Below are 20,297 nucleotides of genomic sequence, written 5' to 3' on the forward strand. Positions count from 1 at the left end.
ATCAGAGGTCGACCTTTTCGGTGAGACCCAACAGTCTTTCGATATTCAGATGCGCCGCGAGATGATCGGCGAGGTGATCTAATGTGCGCTCCACACTGTCCTCATAGGATGGCACATCAGATCCGCCACCGAGCTGCGATAGGTAGTCTGCTCTGAACGCATCTTGTGCAAAGATGCCGTGGACATAGCATCCCCTGATCCGACCATTGACGGACGCAGCACCAGCGCCGCGACCTTCAATCTCAAGCCACGCGCGGCCGCAGTCGGGCCCCGTCGTTTCGCCGAGGTGGATCTCGTAACCGCTGACAGGCAGGTCCTTTGTCAGTGCCTTGCCAGTGACGCGGTGAAGTGTCTTGTCGTGAGACATTTCCGTTGTCACGTCTAACAGGCCAAGCCCGGGAACAGCACCTTTTACACCTTCGATGCCGTCTGGATCGCTGACGATCCGGCCAAGCATCTGATACCCGCCACACAGTCCCAGAACATGCCCGCCGCGGCGTACATGTGCAAAGAGGTCGGTGTCCCATCCTTCTGCGCGAAACGCGGCCAAGTCGCCGATTGTCGATTTGGAGCCTGGAAGGATGACTAGCGCGGCATCACCGGGCAGGGCGCGCCCCGGCTCGATAATCTCGACGGTAACGCCCGGTTCGGCAGACAATGGATCCAAGTCGTCAAAGTTCGAAATACGCGGCAGACGCGGGACCGCGATTTTCAGAGGGCCGCCCTTGGACGAGGTGATGTCCATCACATCCTCTGCCGGGAGGCGCCACGCATCGGGAAACCATGGCAACACGCCGAGCGCAGTCCATCCGGTATGGTCAGAAATTGCGGTCATGCCGTCGTCAAAGAGCGAAACATCCCCGCGAAACTTGTTGATAAGAAATCCCTTGATCCGATCACGATCTGACGGTGGCAAAATTGCGGATGTCCCCACCATCTGAGCGATCACGCCACCACGATCGATATCGCCAACCAAAACGACTGGCACACCCGCCGCTTCGGCAAAGCCCATATTCGCAATGTCGCCCGCCCTGAGGTTGATCTCAGCGGGGCTTCCCGCGCCTTCTAGAACGATAATCTCTGCTTCCCCCGCCAACCGGTGGAAGCTCTCGACTGCTGGCACCAGCAACTGTGGTTTGGCCTTAGCATAGTCCCGGGCCTTCAGCGTCGCGACACGTTTGCCCTGTACGATAACCTGTGCCCCTATATCTGTCTCGGGCTTCAGAAGGATCGGGTTCATATCCGTGTGGGCCGCAACGCCACAGGCCCGTGCCTGCAAAGCCTGCGCGCGTCCAATCTCACCACCATCCACGGTTACCGCAGCATTGTTGGACATATTCTGAGGTTTGAATGGTCTGACGCTCATGCCACGTCGGGTCAGCAGGCGACAGAGCCCAGCGACAATCATTGATTTGCCGACATTGGAACCGGCGCCTTGAATCATGATTGCTCTGGTCATTTAAACCATCCTCCCGCAGGCTGACCTGAGACGAATTTGAAGGGAAGTAAAGCGCCAATGAACACCCCCGCGCATCTGATATTTGGTGCCGCGGCTTTTGCCCGCCCGAATGACTGGAAGATCAACTGTGCGGCAATCCTGGGCGCCTTTGCTCCGGACGCATCCCTTTATGCGATGGCGGGTTGGCATCTGCGGGTCTTGGGTACGCCGCCCGAGGTGGTCTTTCGGGAGCTTTACTATTCCGATGCGTGGCAATCTGTATTTGCCGTAGACAACTCTTTCTTTGTCTGGGGCGCGCTTCTTGCATTGGCACTCTATTTCAGACGGTCAGCAGGTATCGCGTTCGCGGGGGCCGGGCTGCTTCATCTCGCGCTGGATTTCCCGCTTCATCATGATGATGGCCGGATGCACTTTTGGCCCGTGAGCACTTGGGTTTTTGAAAGTCCGGTCAGCTATTGGGACCGCGCACATTACGGCGACATCATTGGACCCATCGAAATTGCCGTGAGCTTGCTTCTGTTAGGATTGCTTTGGCGCCGCTTCCGCTCGGCGATTGCACGCGGGCTCCTTCTTCTGGCTGCTTGTTTTCAGATCGCACCCGTCTTTTTCTGGTTGTTGGTGTTCGACGGCTAAGCGTCGAAATGCCGTGCGGCCTTGGCGGCGCTTGACCATTGCCGGTGCATCCGGCAGCGTCCGACCATGTTTCCAATTCGCGATCACAACCCCTCCGAAAAGACGCCCTGGGTCACATATGCGTTGATCCTGGTGAACGTCGTCGTGTTCATCAGTTATTGGCCACTCTTCGATGATCCGCGTGAAATCAACATGTTCTTCGATCAATGGGCCATGCGGCCCGTCGAGGTGAGCAATGGCGAAGAGTACTACACGCTGGTGACGTCTATGTTTCTGCATGGCGGCATCATGCATTTGCTTGGCAACATGCTCTTTCTCTGGATTTTCGGAGACAATCTCGAAGAGCAGTTGGGCCATGTGACTTTTCTGGGCTTTTATCTGCTGAGCGGGCTCGGCGCAGATGTCTTCCAGCTTCTGTCCGATCCGGGCTCGGTCGTGCCGACGGTGGGCGCATCGGGTGCCATCGCCGGGGTGATGGGGGGATACCTTTTGCTATATCCCAAGGCCAAGGTCGATATCCTGCTGATCATCGTGATTGTCTTCAAGATCATCCCTGTGCCCGCATGGCTGATGCTGGGGCTTTGGTTTCTTCTGCAAGTTGTGCAAGGCGTCGTCGTCGATGGGAGTGGGGGCGGCGTTGCTCACTGGGCCCATGCAGGCGGGTTCATCGTTGGACTTCTTCTTATGATCCCCGTCTGGTTGAGACTTGGCGGGCCGATGTACTGGCAGCAGACGGACGGACATCCACCACATCCAGAGGCGCAATACACCTCATCAAACTTGCCCAAGGTGACGCGTCGAAGATGAGCGGTTCTGGTGCAGGTACGCGGCAGACAGCCAGCTGTCACTGTGGTGCGGTTGAGATTACCTTCACCATGAAAGACGATTGGTCAGACGCGCGCCGGTGCGATTGCAGCCTGTGTCGCCGCGTAAAGCCCGCCGCCCTGTCGTCAGACGTGGATGCGCTTGAGGTAATACGTGGGCAGGATACGCTGAAGCTTTACCAATTTGGCACGAAGACGGCGCGGCATTATTTCTGCGGCATCTGCGGGACCCACACACATCATCAGCGTCGGTCAAACCCGTCGGAGATGGGTGTCAATGTCGGCTGTATAGTGGGTGCTGACCCCCGGTCGGCCGGGGACGCGCTTTGGGTCGATGGCGTGCGCCATCCAAACGACCCGAAGTGATCACGCGCGCTCGGCGTATTCCATCGTCTCAGTGTTCACGATGATGTCTTCATCTTGGCCGACGAACGGGGGAACCATGACCTTCACGCCATTATCGAGAACCGCAGGCTTAAAGCTGTTGGCGGCCGTCTGGCCTTTCACCACAGGCTCGGTCTCAACCACTTTGCAGGTGACCTTCTGAGGCAACGTCGCGTTAAGCGCCTCGCTCTCATAATACTCAATCACCGCGATCATGCCATCCTGCAAGAATGGCCGCCGGTCACCGAGAATGTCAGCCGGAAGTTCGATCTGCTCATAGTTTTCCGTATCCATGAACGTCAGCATTCCGTCAGATTCATACAGAAATTGTTGGTCTTTCTGTTCAAGACGGACGCGTTCGACCTTATCTGCTGAGCGAAAGCGTTCGTTCAGCTTGGAACCATTGCGCAGGTTCTTGAGTTCTACTTGCGCAAATGCACCACCTTTGCCGGGTTTTACATGATCTACCTTCACAGCGGCCCAAAGTCCGCCGTTATGCTCCAAAACATTGCCTGGTTTGATCTCATTACCGTTGATTTTCGGCATTGTGGCATTTCCTTGACGAAAGGTTGAATGAAAGGTGCCGCATCCTATATATGGCACTCGTCGCCGCATCAAGACGACTAAATGCGGTAAACAAAAGGCGAAAGCTATGCAAATGGTGCATGGGTGGCATTCCGATAATGCAATGACGAATCGGAAGTTATGTGTCAGACAGGACGCCATGCCGAATACACAAGAGCAAAAACAAAGGATACGAAATGGCTGCTGATTTCGTTGATGGCAACGCATTCAACTTTGAACAGGGTCAACGCGCGCGAAAGCTTTTCGCCGCAGTTGTTTTGGCCGCGCTGGACGATGCTATTGCTGACGACAAGAAGTATGGAAATGGTCCTGAACAGATCGCACGATGGGCACGCTCTCGTGACGGCCGTGAGGTGCTGAGCTGTGCGGGAATCGATCCGAACGAGCGTGTCGTATCTGGCCTGATGGCGTTTGTGGGGAACGGTGTCCGCACGTCGGTTGCGCTGTCTCGCGAAGAAAGCGAACGTCGGAGCCAAGCCGAAGCCGCTTAAGTCAACTTATAGACCAAAGAAAAGCGCGTCCGCCCGGGCGCGTTTTTCTTTTTGAGCGTGTAGTTTTCAAAGGTAAGCGATTGGTGGTACCCGCGGCCGGACTTGAACCGGCACGGCCTTTCGGCCCAGGGATTTTAAGTCCCATGTGTCTACCATTCCACCACGCGGGCGCTGACGGTCAGCATATCGCGGCGAAAAGATGGGCGAAAGGTCAGAGATCGGTTTCACGGATGTCTGGCGCGGTTTTTTCCAACGGTTGTAATCGATGGCGTTCGGGCAACCACGGGTTCCGTATCAACGCTTCGCGCAGCGCGATCTGCCCTTCCTCCTTCCGGCCCAGTTGCAGCAGCGCAAGCGCGCGTCCAGACAAAGCACCAATATGATCGGGCGTTAGTTCCAGAGCGCGTTCGAGATCTGTCAAAGAGGCCGGATAATCCTGCCGAATAAAATGGACAAATGCGCGCTGATTATAGCCCTCGGCGTAATGGGGGCAGTAATCGATCAGTGTGTCGAAGTCTTCCATTGCGCCTGCGAAATTATAGGATGCGCGCCGCTCCATCCCGCGGCGCAGGATTTCCTGAGCGGTTTCGTTTGGCGCGGTGGTCCAGATCTCCCACATCTCATTGCTCAGATTGCGGGCCGTGTCCTCATCTGGCGCGGACGCCACCAGCTCCATCAACTCTATATGGCGCGCGCTGCGGTCTGGCAGTGGCGGACACTCGGCGAGAGCTGGCAAAGCCACCAGCACGAGAAATACTACTCTCATCATACAAGTGATCCTGACGGCACGGACCGTCAGGTCAAGTCACAAGCCGGTCAATCGCGGACCCCGGAAAAGCGCGCCTGCCATGTTTCGCGATCCTCGTCACTGATTTTCGCAAACAGCACATCGGGCACGGCGAACTCATGTCCTGCGGGCAAGGCCTCCAAAGCGGCTGCAACGTCGGTTGGCCATTCCATGTCCAGTGTATTTATGGCTGACAACATTTTTGCAGATGCGGTCGGGATGAAGGGCGCGGACAGGACGGCGTAGAAGCGGATCAGGTTCAGCGACAACCGGATTTGCGCGGCGGCGGTGTCTGGATCTTCCTTGAAGACCGCCCAAGGTGCGGCGGCCTGCAAGTATTCATTCCCCGCCACCCAGATTGCCCGTAGCGCCGTCGATGCCTTACGCACCTCCATACGGTCCATGCAGTCTTGGTAGGTCTTCAGTCCTTGGGTCAATGTGTCGATCAGCGCAGTTTCGGCCGGGCCATAAGTGCCGCCCTCGGGCACGACCTCCCCGAACTTGGAACGGCAGAATTTCGTGACGCGGCTGACAAAGTTGCCGAGGACATCGGCCAGATCTTTGTTCACCGAGGTTTGAAAGTTCTCCCACGTGAACTCGCTGTCAGAATTCTCAGGCGCGTGGCTCAGCAGCCACCAGCGCCAATAGTCCGCTGGCAGGATGTCCAACGCCTGATCCATAAAGATACCGCGCCCTTGAGAGGTCGAGAACTGCCCGCCATCGTAGTTCAGATAGTTGAACGACTTGATGTAATCCACCAGCTTCCAGGGTTCGCCGGACCCAAGAATGGTGGCCGGGAAACTCAGCGTATGAAACGGCACGTTGTCCTTGCCCATAAACTGAAGATAGCGCACGTCCTCGGCGCCTTTGTCCGTACGCCACCATCGCTGCCACGCCTCATCATCGAGACCCTTGGCGTCGGCCCATTCCTTCGTGGCCGCAATGTACTCAATCGGCGCATCGAACCAGACGTAGAAGACTTTGCCTTCCATGCCGGGCCAGTCTGCATTGCCCCTCTTGACGGGAACCCCCCAGTCAAGATCGCGGGTAATGCCCCGGTCCTGCAATCCGTCACCGTCGTGCAGCCATTTTTTGGCGATCGAGGTGGTCAGGATTGGCCAATCGCTCTTGGAGTTGATCCAGGTGTCCAGCTCGTCCTTCAGCTTGGACTGCCTGAGATAGAGATGCTTGGTTTCCCGCACTTCCAGATCGCTGGAGCCGCTGATTGCGCTGCGCGGATCGATCAAATCGGTTGGATCAAGCTGCTTGGTGCAGTTTTCGCATTGATCGCCGCGGGCTTTGTCGTAGCCGCAATTCGGGCAGGTGCCTTCGATGTAGCGGTCCGGCAAGAAGCGACCATCTGCATTGGAATAGACCTGCTTCTCGTTGACCTCTTCGATCAAACCGGCATCAGCGAGACGGCCTGCAAAATGCTGGGTGAGCGCGCGGTTCTGCGGGCTGGAGGAGCGACCGAAATGATCGAATGACAAGCCGAACTGATCCGCGATGTCTGCCTGAACTCCGTGCATTTCCGCGCAGAATTCCGCGATGGGCTTGCCCGCTTTGGCAGCGGCCAATTCCGCCGGTGTGCCATGTTCATCTGTGGCGCAGATGAACATGACCTCGTCGCCCCGCGCCCGGTGATAGCGGGCAAATAGATCCGCAGGCAGTTGAGAGCCTACGAGATTGCCCAAGTGCTTGATCCCGTTGATGTACGGAATTGCCGAGGTGATCAGGATACGTGCCATGTCTATGCGCCTTGTTCGTGTGGCGGCACCTTTAGCCCAAGGGGGCCGCTGCGACCAGTGGTGCTTTTCAGAGCGCTAGCGATGGTCCCTTTGACGCCGCAACAGACGTCCGATCAGGAAGGACGTGCGGGGGGCGTAAACGTAGGGGGTCCGCTCCGGAACAGTTTTCCGTGCGCGCATCCGCGTCAGTCCAAAGGCAACCAGAATGGCATGACCGACCGAGATCATCAGGAACAATGCATCAGGGCCGTAAAGCGCAATCAGTTGTGATGCGAGCAGGGGCGAGGCAATTGCACCCAGAGCGAAGAAGAACATGAGCGCGGCCGACAACTCGACCCGTTCTTCGGATGTAGCGAAGTCATGAGCGTGGGCGGCGGCGACAGAATAAATCGGGAAGGTCGTCAGACCAAAAAACCCTGCCGTCAACATCAGGGCCGTGGTACCTGAGCCCGCCAGAAGAACCGTTGTGCCGCACGAAACCATTGCGGCCACGGACATCCAGATCAACACCCAACGGCGGTCGTATTTATCCGCAAGCCATCCCGCGGGATATTGGGCCAGCGCCCCACCCAGCACGAAAGCTGCGAGAAAATAACCGATCTGGTCTGGCCTCAAACCTACCTCTTGGCCGTAGATGGGGCCTACCATTCGGAAGGCGGCACTTGTCAGCCCGGCGACGACAACTCCGGCGGTGGCGAGCGGCGACTTGGCTATAGAGATGGCAGGCCTCAGGCGCGGTGCGCTTGGCGTTGCTGGTTGCGACACACGTGTCAGCACCAGCGGCAAAAGCGAGGCGCAGCAAAAGAGGGCCAGCAGGTTGTAGGAGACATAGCTTGCCGGTTCCAGAAATCCGATCATCAGTTGCGCCACAAGCGACGCCCCCATGTCCACGACCCTGTAGCTTCCCATGGCGCGCCCTCGGGTCTCGTTTGTGACCTTGGCCTGCAGCCAACTTTCGACGACTGTGTAGCATCCGGCGATGCACATACCCGACGCGATGCGCATACCGGCCCAGGCCAGCGGATCGATCACCAGCATGTGGGCCAGCAAACCGATGGCCCCTGTCGCGGTGAACGCGGCAAATGCACGGGAATGGCCGATGGACCCCATCAGACGGGGCGCCCACCAGCAGCCGATGAAGAAGCCCAGGAAATGCGCTGACCCTAAAAGCCCAACCTCAGCAGTCGTAAATCCAAGGGCGAGACCCGACAGGGCATCCAACGGACCAACGCCGCCGGAACTCAGCTGCAACAGGACGACTGACAGAAAGAGGGCAGCAAAAGATATCAGCAAGCGCATGGGATTGGCCTTGGATTGGATACCGGCACCATTGCAGACTCCGCACCCTGAGCCAGTTGATTTTCGCCATCTCCATGTCGTTTCCGGTGCGCAGCAACATTTTCGGGTTGCCGTTGAGGCCGCGGGGAATACTCTCGCTCGAAATGCCGGACGTGAGGGACCTACGATGAAAATGATGAAACTGGGCCGGACGGATTTGACCGTCTCTCAATTGTGCCTTGGCTCGATGACATGGGGCACACAAACCGACGAAGCCGGGGGACATGCCCAGATTGATGCATGTCTGGACGCTGGCATCAACTTTCTCGATACGGCTGAAACCTATCCCGTCAATCCGATGACAGCGGAAGGCGCGGGGCGGACGGAGGAAATTATTGGCACGTGGCTTGCCAAGACAGGGCGCCGCGATGATGTTGTGATCGCGACAAAGGTCAGCGGTGCAGGAAACAAGAATATTCGCGACGGCGCGCCGATCAGTTCCGAGACGATCAAGGTGGCTGTCGAAGGCTCCCTGAAGCGGCTGCAGACGGATGTGATCGATCTCTACCAATTGCACTGGCCCAATCGGGGCAGCTACATGTTCCGGCAAAACTGGACCTATGATCCATCCGGTCAGGATCGGGCTTCGACGATTGCCCATATGGAAGATGTGTTGGGCGAGTTGCAGCGTCAGGTGGATGCCGGGCGCATCCGGCACTTCGGACTCAGCAATGAAAGCGCATGGGGAACGACGAAATGGCTCGAAATGGCAGAGAAAATGGACGCGCCGCGGGTTCAGTCGATCCAAAACGAGTATTCCTTGCTCTGTCGGCTCTACGATACCGATCTGGCAGAACTTTCGGTTAATGAAGATGTCGCGCTTCTGGCCTTCTCGCCGCTCGCAGCAGGCTACCTTTCCGGGAAATACCAGGGCGGTGCCGTGCCGGAAGGATCCCGAAAATCGATCAACGAAACGGTCGGCGGCAGGGCTTCTGATCGGGTCCTGAATGCGACGCAGGCATATCTGGATATAGCGGAAAAGCACGGGCTAGATCCGGTTCAGATGTCCTTGGCATGGTGTTGCCAGCGGCCGTTCGCGGCATTCCCGATTTTTGGTGCGACGACGATGCCGCAGCTTGAGAACATTTTGGCGGGCAAGGATCTGGTGCTGAACCAAGAGATTCTGGATGAGATCGACGCTGCCCACAAGGCGCACCCGATGCCATACTAACGCAGATACGAGTCAAAGAGGGGGGACAACGATGCCGATGAATATGAACCGTGAGGTCTTTATCACCTGCGCCGTCACGGGCTCTGCTCAAACCCAAGACAAGAGCCCTCATGTCCCCCGGTCACCAAAAGATATCGCAGACAGCGCTATAGAAGCGGCAAAAGCTGGCGCGGCGATTGTGCACTGTCATGTTCGGGATCCTGAGAGCGGGGCGCCGTCACGCAAACTCGAATACTACCGTGAGGTCACGAACCGCATCCGCGACAGTGACACCGACGTCGTTTTGAACCTGACCTGCGGGATGGGGGGGGACGTGTATTTTGGACCAGCGCACAAACCTTTGCCCTTGGACAGCCAGACCGATCTGGTCAGCACAGAGGAACGTCTCGCCCATGTGGCGGAGTGTCTGCCTGAGATTTGCACGCTTGATTGCGGTACGATGAACTTTGCCGAGAACGATTATGTGCTCACCAACACGCCGGGAATGTTGCGCGATATGGGGCGACGCATGGTCGAGTTGGGGGTCACACCCGAGATCGAGGTGTTTGATACAGGTCACCTCTGGTTCGCCAAGCAACTGGTGTCGGAAGGCGTACTTTCCGATCCGGCGCTGGTTCAGTTCTGCATGGGGGTGCCGTGGGGTGCGCCGGACGATCTGAATACGTTTCTGGCGCTAGCCAACAATGTGCCGGACCGCTGGACCTTCTCTGCGTTTGGTCTAGGGCGCCAACAGATGCCATATGTGGCGGCGGCCGTCTTGGCCGGGGGCAATGTGAGGGTTGGGCTCGAAGATAACCTGATGTTGGATCGAGGTGTACTGGCGACCAACGCTCAACTGGTGGAGCGTGCGGTCGATATTGTTGAACGTCTCGGCGCACGTGTTCTTAGCCCGGCAGAGGTTCGGGACAACCTGAAGCTGACGAAGCAGTCCGCCAGATGAGAGGGCTATATCTGCGCTTGATTGCTGCGTGTGTTGCCCTTGCGGCCTGTAGTCCTCCATCGGATCAGATCCTTCGCGACCCTGCGGCACCAATTGCGTCTATTGCTGAAGTGGATATCACGCGGTTGACCGGCGACTGGGTCGTGGTTGAAGCCTTTGAGAGCAGTGAAATAGGCGCCGTGGGCGATAAAGTCCGCTTGCTTCCACTTCGGACGGGCCAGTCGGGCGCAGAATATGGCTTGATCATCGGCGCCGAGACCGGGCGGGGGATGGAGTTTGCGCTCAACCGCGCGGCGTCCGGGCGGTTTGAGGAAAACCGGCTTGCATCGCGAAACGCGCGCGCATTCTGGGTTCTTTGGGTTGATACCGACTACCGCACGGCGGTTATCGGAACGCCTTCGGGCCGACATGGATGGGTGATGGATCGCGGGCAAGAGACCTCCCCGGACAGGCTGAAAGCCGCGCGGGACATCTTGGACTGGTACGGCTACGATCTGTCGCAGCTTTCGGGCCAACCGAGATGAGGCAAACCGCAGCGATCATCGGCGGTGGCGTGATAGGCGGCGGGTGGGCCGCACGATTTCTGTTGATGGGCTGGGATGTCCGGGTTTTTGATCCTGATCCCGATGCGGAGCGAAAGTTGGCAGCAGTTCTCGAAAATGCCCGCCGCGCATTGCCAAGCCTGTCGGACGTTGCACTGCCTGCAGAGGGCGCGCTCAGTTTTCATGAGACAATTTCTGACGCAGTCACTGGCGCTGATTGGATACAGGAAAGTGTTCCGGAAAGGCTGGAGCTCAAACACAAGACGTATCAGCGCATTCAGTCAGCCTGTGCGCCAGACGCAATCATTGGCTCGTCCACCTCCGGGTTCAAACCGTCCGAACTGCAGAACTGTACGTCACAGCCCGAACAGATTTTGGTCGCTCATCCGTTCAACCCGGTTTACCTGCTGCCATTGGTGGAATTGGTGCCCTCAGACCAAACCTCCGACAAAAGTATTGAGGTGGCCAAATCGGTTTTGACATCCATAGGGATGCATCCGCTGCACGTTCGCGCAGAGATCGATGCGCATATTGCAGATCGCCTGCTTGAAGCTGTCTGGCGCGAGGCGCTTTGGCTCGTCAGCGACGAAATCGCGACGACCGCAGAGATCGACGACGCCATTCGCTACGGGTTTGGATTGAGATGGGCGCAGATGGGGCTGTTTGAGACCTACCGGATCGCGGGCGGGGAAGCCGGGATGGCGCATTTCATCGCTCAGTTCGGTCCCGCTTTGAAATGGCCCTGGACGAAACTGATGGATGTCCCTGACCTCACGCCGGATCTGACCGAGAAGATCGCCATGCAATCCGACGCGCAATCTGGCGGCCACAGCATTCGTGATTTTGAACGGTTGCGCGACCGAAACCTCGTCGCGATCCTTAGGGCGTTGAAATCGCAGGACAGCGCGGCAGGCAAGCTGTTGAACGCTCAAGACAACGCGCGGATCAAACCGATTAAGGATATGACTCGTCCGTTTGTGACAGTCCAGCGCACCGTCCCGCTCGACTGGACTGACTACAACGGTCACATGAACGAAGCGCGCTATCTGCAGGCCTTTGGGGATGCAGCGGATCGGTTCATGGAACTGATCGGCTGCGACGCCGCCTACATCGCTTCGGGCGGCAGCTATTTCACCGCTGAGACCCATATCCGTCACCTGAACGAAGTCCATGCGGGGCAGGAAATTTCAGTCACCACCCACTGCCTGGGTGGCGCTGGCAAGACCATGCACCTTTTTCACCAGATGAGGTCAGGTGATCGCCTGCTGGCCACAGGTGAACACATGCTGATCCACGTCAGTCTGCAGACCCGGAAAGCAAGCCCACCGGCTCCGAAGATTGCGGAAACGCTTGCGCAGATAGCGGAAGGTCATGGCGCCTACGGACACCCGGACGGAATCGGCGCTGCCATCGGGAAACGGTGAATTTTTAGTCAGACCCGAATGCTGTCTTGTCAGGCGGTGGCTTTGTGATTAGCCTCTGCAAGATTTCGAAAAATTCGGGGAAGAACCAAGATGCGCGTGGGTCGCGTTGAATGGCCAACTGTGGGCCTTTTGACACTTTGCTACTTCGTTTGGGCCGTTGGGACGACAGTCTTCGTAGGGGTGCATCCGGCGATCGGCGTGATCGTAACCGGCGTGTCGATCACCCTCTATTCTTCACTGCAACACGAGATCATCCATGGTCATCCATTTGAAAACCAAGCGCTGAACGAAGCGCTGGTCTTTCCGTCCCTCAACCCCGCTATCCCTTATCAACGGTTCCGCGACACCCATCTGGCTCACCACAAGGATGCCAACCTGACGGACCCCTATGACGATCCAGAAAGCAACTATCTGGACCCCGGCCGGTGGGAGGTTTGTTCCCCCGCATTGAAGGCTCTCCTGTCGTTCAACAACACCCTTTCCGGACGAATGCTGATCGGCCCTCTGATTGGGCAGATCTTCTTTCTCTACGACGAGTTGCGGCTATTGCGAGCGGGAAGCCCAACGGTTTTGAAGGCGTGGTACCTTTGGGCCTTGGGTCTTGTTCCATTGATCCTCTGGCTCGGCTTAGTGGGGCAAATGGCAGTCTGGCACTACATTGCGGCGACTTACCTTGCCTTGGCTATCCTGCGCATCCGCACGTTTCTGGAACATCAGGCCCATGAAAAGAGCCGTGCGCGCAGCGTGATCATAGAGGATCGCGGCCTGCTGGCGCTTTTGTTCCTGAACAACAATTTCCATGTGGTCCACCATATGCATCCGCGGGTTCCATGGTACCGGCTGCCCGCGCTCTATCGCTCCAACAAGGGCCGGTATCTGCGGGTCAACAACGGCTACGTGTTCGAAAACTACTGGCAGATCATGCGGCGGCATTTCTTTCGGGCGAAAGACACTGTGCCCCATCCCTTATGGCGGCGGGGATAAATTGGTGACATAGCAGGCCATGCCCTTGTGGATTGCCGTCACGATTTTCGCTGCATTCATGCAGAACCTGCGTTTCATGCTGCAAAAGCACTTGAAAGCGACGCAGCTTTCGACAGCAGGTGCTACGTTTTCACGGTTTCTTTTTTCGAGCCCATTGGTTGCGGTGGGGCTGTTTGTTTATCTTCATTTCGCATCTCTTGATGTGCCGCCTCTGTTGGACGACTTCTGGCCTTTCGCGCTGACAGGGGGCCTCGCACAGATTATTGCGACGGCGTGCGTCGTAGCGCTCTTTGCAGAGCGGAATTTTGCAGTCGGCATTGTTTTCAAGAAGACCGAGGTGATCCTGACGGCGTTGATCGGTCTGGTCGTCCTGGGGGAGGGACTCTCTTCATTTGCCGTCGTCGCCATCGTGATCGGCTTTTTTGGCGTGCTGCTGCTGTCAGACCCTCCAAAAGGTGGCGCACGGTTCTTTAACAGGGCCACAGGATACGGATTGGCGGCGGGGTTCTTGTTCGGCGTATCTGCGATCGGCTATCGCGGGGCCGCCTTGGCGGTGATGTCAGACAATGTCTTTTTGCGCGCGGGTCTCACCCTTGCAATCGTGACGGCCTTTCAGACAATCGTCATGCTGGCGTGGCTCGTGTGGCGGGAACCGGGTCAGATATCGAAGGTCGTGACCTCTTGGCGGGTGTCTGGCTTTGTCGGTGTGACCTCGATGCTCGGGTCATTCGGCTGGTTCACGGCCTTCGCGCTTCAGAATGCGGCCTATGTCAAAGCCTTGGGGCAGGTGGAATTGATCTTCACCTTCTTGGGATCCTATTTCATTTTCAAAGAGCGCAGCACGCCGCGCGAGATTGCCGGTATTGCGCTGATCGTCGTGTCTATTCTGGTTCTCGTTGCGAGTTTCTGAAGCTTACACCTGAAATACGTCGGCGCTGTCTGGATGCCGTCTGCGCCATGCATTCACGTAGGGGCACAGAGGCACGATCTTGTGTCCGTTTTCCCGGGCGTCCTGTACCATAAATTCCGCGAGCTTGGAGGCAAAGCCTTGCCCCTCTACCTCTTTCGGAACCACCGTGTGATCGACGATGATCATGGTCGACGAGGTGACCGAAAAAGTCATCTCCGCCGCGCCATGATCCGTTTCCAGAACGTAGCGGCCATGACCGCCCTCGATCTCTTTGCGGACATCAGCCAACGATTGCGGCTTCCGTAGCGCTTTTCAATTCGTCCTCGCTCACGCCGTCCGCAGTCTCGACGATCTTGAGGCCGCCTTCAACCACATCGAGCACACCCAGATTGGTGATGATGCGATCCACCACACCTGTTCCAGTTAACGGCAGGGTGCAGGCTTTCAGAACCTTGCTGTCCCCGTGCTTGTTGGTGTGATCCATGACCACCACGACGCGTCCGACGCCCGCGACCAGGTCCATTGCACCGCCCATGCCTTTGACCAGCTTTCCGGGGATCATCCAGTTTGCGAGGTCGCCGTTCTCCGCCACTTCCATCGCCCCGAGGATGGCCATTGCGATCTTGCCGCCGCGGATCATACCGAAGCTTTGGGCGCTGTCGAAATAGCTGGTGCGATCCAGTTCCGTGATTGTCTGCTTGCCTGCATTGATCAGGTCCGGATCGATCTCGTCCTCGGTGGGGAACGGTCCCATGCCCAACATGCCGTTTTCAGATTGAAGCGTTACGTCAACGCCCTTCGGAATGTAATTGGAGACCAGCGTTGGAATGCCGATGCCCAGATTGACATACATGCCGTCTTCCAATTCCTGCGCTGCGCGGGCGGCCATCTGATTTCTGTCCCAAGCCATGGTCTTAGCCCTCCCTCACAGTGCGTTGTTCGATGCGTTTCTCGTGATCGCCCTGAATGATGCGGTGCACGTAGATGCCGGGCAGGTGGATCAGGTCAGGGTCGAGCGAACCGCGCGGGACAATCTCTTCGACTTCGGCCACGCACACCTTGCCGCAGCTTGCGGCAGGCGGGTTGAAGTTACGCGCGGTCTTGCGAAACACCAGATTGCCCGTGTCATCGGCTTTCCACGCTTTGACGATGGACAAGTCGGCGACGATCCCACGCTCGAGAATGTACGTCTTGCCATCGAAATCTTTGTGTTCCTTATCCTCGGCGATTTGTGTGCCGACCCCGGTCTGGGTGTAGAAGCCGGGAATGCCCGCGCCACCTGCGCGCATCCGCTCTGCGAGGGTGCCTTGCGGGTTGAACTCCAACTCAAGCTCGCCTGAAAGGTATTGTCGCATGAACTCGGCGTTTTCACCGACGTAGGAGCTGATCATCTTCTTGACCTGACGGGTCTGCAGAAGGACACCGAGACCGAAATCGTCCACGCCCGCATTGTTGGAGGCGACCGTTAGATCCTTTGTGCCTTTGGCTTTGATCGCATCGATCAGAAGCTCGGGAATACCGCACAGGCCAAAGCCTCCCGCTGCGATGAACATTCCGTCAAACAGAAGACCATCCAGCGCTTCTGTTGCGTTGCCGTAGATCTTTTTCATGACCCCTCCGCTGAACCTATGCGTCTCGTTTTCGCGTGCGCAGAAAAGAGAGTCAATGAAGCCCGCAGAAATTGGTGATCCGGACAAGTTAAGCAAATTGCGGCGCAAACCTGACCTTACGTGACTTTCGGTCTTGAAACTGACCGCTTAATTCACATCTAAACTAAAGAGTTCACTTTTATTTCTGATCTTTTTTGAACGACACACACATTTGAAGACCGCCGACAGGCACGCAAAATGATACCTGCAATCAATATTTTAAGCGATTTTAGCGCAGAAGACCTTCACTACTCTGATGGCAGCGTGGCGCCGCCTGTTTTTCAGAGCAGGCTAGCGCTAAACGGAATTATGCGTTTCGACTACATCGAAGGGGGCCCTGGCTACCGCGGTCCGCAATCCAGCTCAGCCCATACCTTGATCATGCCCGTTCAGGACACCCCCATCCGACTAACGATTGATCAGGACGGGTATCGTGAAAACGTCGTCTTCAAGCGAGACGATATTGCACTTGCGAAGGCTGGTTCCGTAACCGGGTGGAGGTGGCGCGACCACGCAAAGGTCATTCGAATACTCATTGATCCCGAGGGGCTTGCGGCATTCATGCGACGCGATCTGAAGATCGAGTTGCAGCGCAGTCGATTTGAAGGTCAGACACTTGTTCACGAGCCTGACCTACGCAGCGCGGCGGAACGGATGCGCTCCGCATTGGTAAGCCCTGACATCGGGTCTGATGTTGTCTTCGAGGCATTGGCGCGGGTGTTTTTGGTCCGCTTGGTCCAACGCGCTGCAGTCGTGCTGCGGACTTATGATGCTCGGCTTCAGGATTTTGATGTACGCAAATACGCCCGGCTTATCGCCTTTGTCGAAAAGAATATGTCGGCGAAGATAACGGTGCAGGACCTTGCATCAGAAATCGCGATGAGCCGAACCGCCTTGGCCCGGAAGTTCAAACTCAAGACCGGAAAGACACCCATGCAATTCGTCACCGAACTCAGGCTTGAGACGGCGGAGCAACTGCTGAGCGATGGTGATTTGTCATTGGCGGAAGTGTCGGTGGCCTGTGGATTCGCGGATCAGGCCCATTTCTCGCGCTGCTTCAAGAAAGTTCGCGGTTTTTCACCTGGGGCTTTCCGCAAAACACTGAGCCTAAAATGAAACAGGCCCCGGATGAGCGGGGCCTGGCTCTGACAGTCAGTCGTATCTGTCTATATACATTTTACCAAGCTCTTCCGGCGTGTAGTCATCCGGCGAGACGCCCAGCTCTTCAGCCAGTTGTCGATGTCCGATGCTGTCGCTACCGAGGGTGGTCATCTCGGGATCGCTGGGAACAATGATCCGCTCTTCCGTGCCCTCGCTTGAGAGAATGTCCGCGGCTTGTCCCACATCGCCGACGCTGCCACCGGGCGGTAGAAGTTGGGTTCCGTAGTTCTCGGCGGGGGAATCTTGCGCAAAGGCCGGTGCGGCAAGAGCGACCAGTGCTGCGCTGATCAATAGCTGTTTCATGATGTGTCCTTTCCAGTCTTGGGCGCAGTCGGGGAGGTATCTGCGCCTCGTGGAAAAGATGACAATTCTGGATCGTTTTTCCTTGAACGAGCGTCTCGAGCTTTTGAAGGATCGTACCTAAGTCGGTGTCCTACGTGGAAAACCCCTGAACCAGATCGTCGATCAGATTTTGATGCATTGCCTGCAATTTCGGACCCGGTTGTCGCTGTTCAAATGTTGCCGACAGGGGATCTTCTGCGGTAATGGCGCTGCCGGACATTTGCTGCAGCACGTGATGGCCGCAAAACGGAACATACACCTCCGAATATCCGCCTTCGTGGGCCATCATCAGCCGCCCGCCACAGAGATCATCTGCGGTTTCCATCACCATTTCGGTCATCGCCCGAAACGTCTCTGCCGTGGCCAGCATCCGGCCCAGGGGATCGATGGCCGCCGCATCAAAGCCACAGGCAATCACAATGACATCGGGGCGAAATTTCGCCAATGCCGGCAACACCAACCGCTCCATTGCGTCAATGTAAAGCGCGTGACCGCCGCCCGGTGGTAGTGGGATGTTCATGTTGAAGCCTTCGCCCACACCAACACCGCGATCCTCGGCGTCGCCGGTATCCATCGGGTAGTTGCGCTCCTGATGCAGTGAAATGGTCATGACATCGTCACGATCGTAGAAGATTGCCTCGGTCCCATTGCCATGGTGAACGTCCCAATCGACAATTGCCACACGTTCAGTCAACCGGTCCGCAAGAGCGGCTTCAACGGCAATCCCAAGATTCGAGAGCAAACAGAATCCGTTGGGGAAATCAGGCAGACAATGGTGCCCCGGCGGGCGGGACAGCGCATAGGCGTTCTTATGTTGACCGTTCAAAACTGAATACAAAGCCGTCTTGGACAACCCCGCAGACAGGGCGGCCAGCTCGAAACCGCCTTGGCCAAATGGCGTTCTCAGCCCGATTTCACCGCCACCGCTATCTGATAAGCTTTTGAACTTCTGCAAGAAACCTTCTGGGTGAACCCGTACAAGATCCTCCCATGAAACTTCCGTCGCCGTCCTGGCATCGAGGTCGTTGATCAGCCCGGTGACATCCAGAAGATTCTTGAGGCGGCGCTTGGTCTCCGGGCTTTCAGGCAGCCCGCCCGCCGCCAGGGGTTGCACCAGACCACCGACCGGCAACGTGAATGCATAGTTGCCGCCGCTATGCCAAAAGCAGCGCTCGTCCCAGAAAAAGCCGGTGCTCATTTCTTCCGCTCCAGCCGGTATGATCCCTCCGGCAGGTTAAGGGCGGCGGCGATGTCTTGCGCCTGCTGCATAGAGAAGGTGATCTTGTTGACCCGCTCGGTGTGAGGGTCGACCTGTTCCAGCGTGATGCAGTCGTCAAATGCCGCAATCGTGACATCGCCTTGCAAGTGTGGCGTGCCTTCATCCACCAGCGTGATCACCGTCGCATCAAATTCGTGTTCGATTGTGAACATTTTAAGGTCCCCGCGCTTATCTCTGCGACAGCAGACCAGCGCGCCGCGCAAAACGCAATCATCGGGCCACTGAAATGCCACTTTTCGGGGGTTCTGTTTTGCCAACCCGCTGGTATTCTGGGACAAACTGGAAGGATTGAGCATGAAGAAACTTTTGATCACTGCGGCGCTGCTTGGGTTGGTTGCCTGTGAGCCGGTAGAGGTGACAAGCCAGAGCCGTCCAAAGCCTGAAGCAACACCGACGGCAAAAGTCAAAAGCCCGCCACGCGTTTCATCTCGCACAGCAGCTGCAAACTTCAAAGCTGTCGTTGCCCGCGTGGAACCTGTGGCCGAGCAGGAATGCAAACGCCGGTCACCAAATCTTAACTGTGACTTCAAGATTGTAGTCGACAGCCGCAGGGGACAGCCGCCGAACGCGTTTCAAACCCTTGATAAAAAAGGCCGACCCATCATCGGTTTCACAAGCGCGCTGATTGCTGACGCACGTAACCGCGACGAGCTTGCATTCGTTCTGGGTCACGAAGCGGCGCATCATATCGAAAACCACCTTGCACTGCAGCGCCAGTCTGCAACGGCCGGTGCTGCGGTCGGTGCGATCCTTGCCGGGGCTTTGGGGGCAAATGCAGATATTGGACAGCGGATCGGTGGTACGGTTGGCGCACGCGCGTATTCAAAGCAGAACGAGCTTGAAGCCGACGCGCTTGGCACGGTGATCTCCAAACGGGCCGGATACGATCCCGTAAAAGGGGCACAGTTCTTTACGCGCATCCCTGATCCCGGCGATCGGTTCCTTGGAACCCACCCGCCCAATGCATCGCGGATTGAGACCGTTAGGCGGGTCAATTCACGCCTCTAAGGGGGCATTTCAACAAAAGTCTATGAACCCAAAGCCTTGAAAAGCGCTGTTTTTACAGCGCTTTTCGTCGTGCTCGCGAAGCGATGACGAAATGGTGAACTGAACGGTTCATTTGTGCACCAAGTCTGTGCTATATTGTCTATATGAAACGAGGGTCCAAACACTAAATACATTTTCATCAGCAACAGCGTAAGAACGCACAGGAGATCCGATATGGCTTCTAAAAATTTCAAGTTCTTGCCCGCCGTTAGCACAGCCCTGTTTGCCGGCATTCTCGCCCTGACATCGCTTCCCGCTGCGGCGGACGATCATATGGCCCGCTTTATTGAAGCGCCCACCAACTACGGTATTCAGACATTCGACGCACCAGGTCGCATTCTGTCTGCAACCTATGTTGACGATGTTTTGACCATTGATTTCGTCGTACCCGATCACAAGGGGGACCGTGTGGTTCAACTGATTGGCTCCCGCGTAGACGATTACAGCTACAAGGGCGAAGCGACAGGTACGGACAATGATGGGCGCAAAGTCAGCCTTCCGGTCAGCCTGAAGGTTGAACCCGATGGAACAATGCCTGTCACCATTGGAATGAATGGTCTGCAAGGGGTCCGCGGCGTTATCTATCCCATGGACTAGAC

General features: G+C 56.9%; 24 protein-coding genes and 1 tRNA gene. 13 read left to right on the plus strand and 12 right to left on the minus strand.

What is annotated here, in order from left to right; genetic code table 11:
* Nucleotide 1: 1 nt before the first annotated feature.
* A complete protein-coding gene (locus KIN_RS02440; RefSeq protein ID WP_159804361.1) occupies nt 2–1,459 on the minus strand; it encodes a cobyric acid synthase in 1,458 nt (485 codons plus the stop codon).
* 57 nt (nt 1,460–1,516) lie between these two features.
* Between KIN_RS02440 and KIN_RS02445 the strand changes: the two genes are divergently transcribed.
* The 3 genes from KIN_RS02445 (at nt 1,517) to KIN_RS02455 (ending at nt 3,282) form a co-directional block, all read left to right on the plus strand.
* Complete coding sequence (locus tag KIN_RS02445) at nt 1,517–2,092, plus strand: cobalamin biosynthesis protein CobQ (protein WP_159804362.1); 576 nt, start codon at nt 1,517–1,519, stop codon at nt 2,090–2,092.
* A 66-nt stretch (nt 2,093–2,158) separates the two neighbouring features.
* Entirely contained in the window at nt 2,159–2,899 is a 741-nt protein-coding gene (locus tag KIN_RS02450) for a rhomboid family intramembrane serine protease (protein ID WP_159804363.1), read from the plus strand.
* Nucleotides 2,896–3,282 (plus strand): GFA family protein, encoded by a 387-nt coding sequence (locus KIN_RS02455; RefSeq protein WP_159804364.1) that lies wholly within the window; start codon nt 2,896–2,898, stop codon nt 3,280–3,282. The genes KIN_RS02450 and KIN_RS02455 overlap by 4 nt, the downstream gene beginning before the upstream one ends.
* Here the strand turns inward: KIN_RS02455 and efp are convergent, their stop codons facing one another.
* Nucleotides 3,283–3,846: an elongation factor P gene (gene efp / locus KIN_RS02460; protein ID WP_159804365.1), complete on the minus strand. Its 564-nt coding sequence runs from the start codon at nt 3,844–3,846 to the stop codon at nt 3,283–3,285.
* Between the two features lie 215 nt (nt 3,847–4,061).
* Here efp and KIN_RS02465 point away from each other — a divergent pair, with 215 nt between their 5' ends.
* Nucleotides 4,062–4,376, plus strand: a complete 315-nt coding sequence (locus tag KIN_RS02465) for a DUF6280 family protein (protein WP_021099617.1) — start codon at nt 4,062–4,064, stop codon at nt 4,374–4,376.
* Nucleotides 4,377–4,460: 84 nt separating this feature from the next.
* Here KIN_RS02465 and KIN_RS02470 read toward each other — a convergent pair.
* From KIN_RS02470 to KIN_RS02485, 4 genes are all read right to left on the minus strand, one after another.
* Nucleotides 4,461–4,546: transfer RNA gene (locus KIN_RS02470), tRNA-Leu, on the minus strand.
* 41 nt (nt 4,547–4,587) lie between these two features.
* The gene (locus KIN_RS02475) at nt 4,588–5,145 is read right to left on the minus strand and encodes a tetratricopeptide repeat protein (protein ID WP_159804366.1); all 558 of its coding nucleotides are present in this window, start codon (nt 5,143–5,145) and stop codon (nt 4,588–4,590) included.
* Between the two features lie 47 nt (nt 5,146–5,192).
* On the minus strand, nt 5,193–6,911 hold the full coding sequence (gene metG / locus KIN_RS02480) for a methionine--tRNA ligase (protein ID WP_159804367.1): 1,719 nt from the start codon (nt 6,909–6,911) through the stop codon (nt 5,193–5,195).
* Nucleotides 6,912–6,986: 75 nt separating this feature from the next.
* Nucleotides 6,987–8,210, minus strand: a complete 1,224-nt coding sequence (locus KIN_RS02485; RefSeq protein WP_159804368.1) for an MFS transporter — start codon at nt 8,208–8,210, stop codon at nt 6,987–6,989.
* Nucleotides 8,211–8,376: 166 nt separating this feature from the next.
* On the opposite strand from KIN_RS02485, the gene KIN_RS02490 reads away from it, so the two are divergent.
* The 6 genes from KIN_RS02490 to KIN_RS02515 all read left to right on the plus strand — a co-directional run bounded on the left by KIN_RS02490 (nt 8,377) and on the right by KIN_RS02515 (nt 14,220).
* A complete protein-coding gene (locus KIN_RS02490; protein ID WP_159804369.1) occupies nt 8,377–9,420 on the plus strand; it encodes an aldo/keto reductase in 1,044 nt (347 codons plus the stop codon).
* Between the two features lie 31 nt (nt 9,421–9,451).
* Nucleotides 9,452–10,360, plus strand: coding sequence for a 3-dehydrocarnitine:acetyl-CoA trimethylamine transferase BcoG (gene bcoG, locus KIN_RS02495; RefSeq protein WP_159804370.1), 909 nt, complete (start codon nt 9,452–9,454; stop codon nt 10,358–10,360).
* Nucleotides 10,357–10,884, plus strand: a complete 528-nt coding sequence (locus KIN_RS02500; RefSeq protein WP_159804371.1) for a lipocalin family protein — start codon at nt 10,357–10,359, stop codon at nt 10,882–10,884. The genes bcoG and KIN_RS02500 overlap by 4 nt, the downstream gene beginning before the upstream one ends.
* On the plus strand, nt 10,881–12,326 hold the full coding sequence (locus tag KIN_RS02505; protein WP_159804372.1) for a carnitine 3-dehydrogenase: 1,446 nt from the start codon (nt 10,881–10,883) through the stop codon (nt 12,324–12,326). Before KIN_RS02500 ends, KIN_RS02505 begins: the two co-directional genes overlap by 4 nt.
* Before the next feature lie 90 nt (nt 12,327–12,416).
* Nucleotides 12,417–13,310 (plus strand): fatty acid desaturase, encoded by an 894-nt coding sequence (locus tag KIN_RS02510; RefSeq protein WP_159804373.1) that lies wholly within the window; start codon nt 12,417–12,419, stop codon nt 13,308–13,310.
* A gap of 19 nt (nt 13,311–13,329) precedes the next feature.
* Nucleotides 13,330–14,220: a DMT family transporter gene (locus KIN_RS02515; protein WP_159804374.1), complete on the plus strand. Its 891-nt coding sequence runs from the start codon at nt 13,330–13,332 to the stop codon at nt 14,218–14,220.
* A gap of 3 nt (nt 14,221–14,223) precedes the next feature.
* On the opposite strand, the gene KIN_RS02520 is transcribed toward KIN_RS02515, so the two are convergent.
* Genes KIN_RS02520 through KIN_RS02530 form a run of 3 tightly spaced genes read right to left on the minus strand, consistent with a single transcriptional unit; the run spans nt 14,224 to nt 15,830 of the window.
* A complete protein-coding gene (locus tag KIN_RS02520) occupies nt 14,224–14,508 on the minus strand; it encodes a GNAT family N-acetyltransferase (RefSeq protein ID WP_243144794.1) in 285 nt (94 codons plus the stop codon).
* Nucleotides 14,501–15,130, minus strand: coding sequence for a 3-oxoacid CoA-transferase subunit B (locus KIN_RS02525; protein WP_159804375.1), 630 nt, complete (start codon nt 15,128–15,130; stop codon nt 14,501–14,503). The genes KIN_RS02520 and KIN_RS02525 overlap by 8 nt, the downstream gene beginning before the upstream one ends.
* A gap of 4 nt (nt 15,131–15,134) precedes the next feature.
* Nucleotides 15,135–15,830 (minus strand): CoA transferase subunit A, encoded by a 696-nt coding sequence (locus tag KIN_RS02530; protein WP_159804376.1) that lies wholly within the window; start codon nt 15,828–15,830, stop codon nt 15,135–15,137.
* A 348-nt stretch (nt 15,831–16,178) separates the two neighbouring features.
* Between KIN_RS02530 and KIN_RS02535 the strand changes: the two genes are divergently transcribed.
* The gene (locus KIN_RS02535) at nt 16,179–16,985 is read left to right on the plus strand and encodes a helix-turn-helix domain-containing protein (RefSeq protein WP_159804377.1); all 807 of its coding nucleotides are present in this window, start codon (nt 16,179–16,181) and stop codon (nt 16,983–16,985) included.
* A gap of 36 nt (nt 16,986–17,021) precedes the next feature.
* On the opposite strand, the gene KIN_RS02540 is transcribed toward KIN_RS02535, so the two are convergent.
* The 3 genes from KIN_RS02540 to KIN_RS02550 all read right to left on the minus strand — a co-directional run bounded on the left by KIN_RS02540 (nt 17,022) and on the right by KIN_RS02550 (nt 18,803).
* The gene (locus tag KIN_RS02540; protein ID WP_159804378.1) at nt 17,022–17,333 is read right to left on the minus strand and encodes a hypothetical protein; all 312 of its coding nucleotides are present in this window, start codon (nt 17,331–17,333) and stop codon (nt 17,022–17,024) included.
* A 130-nt stretch (nt 17,334–17,463) separates the two neighbouring features.
* Nucleotides 17,464–18,570 carry a histone deacetylase-like amidohydrolase gene (locus tag KIN_RS02545; protein ID WP_159804379.1) on the minus strand — a complete coding sequence of 369 codons (1,107 nt, stop codon included), beginning with the start codon at nt 18,568–18,570 and terminating at the stop codon, nt 17,464–17,466.
* Complete coding sequence (locus KIN_RS02550) at nt 18,567–18,803, minus strand: DUF8831 family protein (RefSeq protein ID WP_159804380.1); 237 nt, start codon at nt 18,801–18,803, stop codon at nt 18,567–18,569. Before KIN_RS02550 ends, KIN_RS02545 begins: the two co-directional genes overlap by 4 nt.
* Nucleotides 18,804–18,945: 142 nt before the next feature.
* Here KIN_RS02550 and KIN_RS02555 point away from each other — a divergent pair, with 142 nt between their 5' ends.
* Both KIN_RS02555 and KIN_RS02560 read left to right on the plus strand, forming a co-directional pair.
* Nucleotides 18,946–19,659 (plus strand): M48 family metallopeptidase, encoded by a 714-nt coding sequence (locus KIN_RS02555; protein WP_159804381.1) that lies wholly within the window; start codon nt 18,946–18,948, stop codon nt 19,657–19,659.
* Nucleotides 19,660–19,872: 213 nt separating this feature from the next.
* Nucleotides 19,873–20,295, plus strand: coding sequence for a hypothetical protein (locus KIN_RS02560; protein WP_159804382.1), 423 nt, complete (start codon nt 19,873–19,875; stop codon nt 20,293–20,295).
* The last annotated feature ends 2 nt before the right edge of the window (nt 20,296–20,297 follow it).

The organism is Litoreibacter roseus (assembly GCF_009811795.1).
GTDB lineage: Bacteria > Pseudomonadota > Alphaproteobacteria > Rhodobacterales > Rhodobacteraceae > Litoreibacter > Litoreibacter roseus.

Coding starts and splice junctions, on each gene's coding strand:
- KIN_RS02455 (WP_159804364.1), top strand. CDS start 2,896: ATGAGCGGTTCTGGTGCAGGTACGCGGCAGACAGCCAGCTGTCACTGT.
- KIN_RS02445 (WP_159804362.1), top strand. CDS start 1,517: ATGAACACCCCCGCGCATCTGATATTTGGTGCCGCGGCTTTTGCCCGC.
- KIN_RS02535 (WP_159804377.1), top strand. CDS start 16,179: ATGCGTTTCGACTACATCGAAGGGGGCCCTGGCTACCGCGGTCCGCAA.
- KIN_RS02465 (WP_021099617.1), top strand. CDS start 4,062: ATGGCTGCTGATTTCGTTGATGGCAACGCATTCAACTTTGAACAGGGT.
- KIN_RS02500 (WP_159804371.1), top strand. CDS start 10,357: ATGAGAGGGCTATATCTGCGCTTGATTGCTGCGTGTGTTGCCCTTGCG.
- KIN_RS02560 (WP_159804382.1), top strand. CDS start 19,873: ATGGCTTCTAAAAATTTCAAGTTCTTGCCCGCCGTTAGCACAGCCCTG.
- KIN_RS02515 (WP_159804374.1), top strand. CDS start 13,330: ATGCCCTTGTGGATTGCCGTCACGATTTTCGCTGCATTCATGCAGAAC.
- metG (WP_159804367.1), bottom strand. CDS start 6,911: ATGGCACGTATCCTGATCACCTCGGCAATTCCGTACATCAACGGGATC.
- bcoG (WP_159804370.1), top strand. CDS start 9,452: ATGCCGATGAATATGAACCGTGAGGTCTTTATCACCTGCGCCGTCACG.
- KIN_RS02475 (WP_159804366.1), bottom strand. CDS start 5,145: ATGATGAGAGTAGTATTTCTCGTGCTGGTGGCTTTGCCAGCTCTCGCC.
- KIN_RS02490 (WP_159804369.1), top strand. CDS start 8,377: ATGAAAATGATGAAACTGGGCCGGACGGATTTGACCGTCTCTCAATTG.
- KIN_RS02550 (WP_159804380.1), bottom strand. CDS start 18,803: ATGTTCACAATCGAACACGAATTTGATGCGACGGTGATCACGCTGGTG.
- KIN_RS02450 (WP_159804363.1), top strand. CDS start 2,159: ATGTTTCCAATTCGCGATCACAACCCCTCCGAAAAGACGCCCTGGGTC.
- KIN_RS02440 (WP_159804361.1), bottom strand. CDS start 1,459: ATGACCAGAGCAATCATGATTCAAGGCGCCGGTTCCAATGTCGGCAAA.
- KIN_RS02540 (WP_159804378.1), bottom strand. CDS start 17,333: ATGAAACAGCTATTGATCAGCGCAGCACTGGTCGCTCTTGCCGCACCG.
- KIN_RS02530 (WP_159804376.1), bottom strand. CDS start 15,830: ATGAAAAAGATCTACGGCAACGCAACAGAAGCGCTGGATGGTCTTCTG.
- KIN_RS02555 (WP_159804381.1), top strand. CDS start 18,946: ATGAAGAAACTTTTGATCACTGCGGCGCTGCTTGGGTTGGTTGCCTGT.
- efp (WP_159804365.1), bottom strand. CDS start 3,846: ATGCCGAAAATCAACGGTAATGAGATCAAACCAGGCAATGTTTTGGAG.
- KIN_RS02525 (WP_159804375.1), bottom strand. CDS start 15,130: ATGGCTTGGGACAGAAATCAGATGGCCGCCCGCGCAGCGCAGGAATTG.
- KIN_RS02485 (WP_159804368.1), bottom strand. CDS start 8,210: ATGCGCTTGCTGATATCTTTTGCTGCCCTCTTTCTGTCAGTCGTCCTG.
- KIN_RS02510 (WP_159804373.1), top strand. CDS start 12,417: ATGCGCGTGGGTCGCGTTGAATGGCCAACTGTGGGCCTTTTGACACTT.
- KIN_RS02545 (WP_159804379.1), bottom strand. CDS start 18,570: ATGAGCACCGGCTTTTTCTGGGACGAGCGCTGCTTTTGGCATAGCGGC.
- KIN_RS02505 (WP_159804372.1), top strand. CDS start 10,881: ATGAGGCAAACCGCAGCGATCATCGGCGGTGGCGTGATAGGCGGCGGG.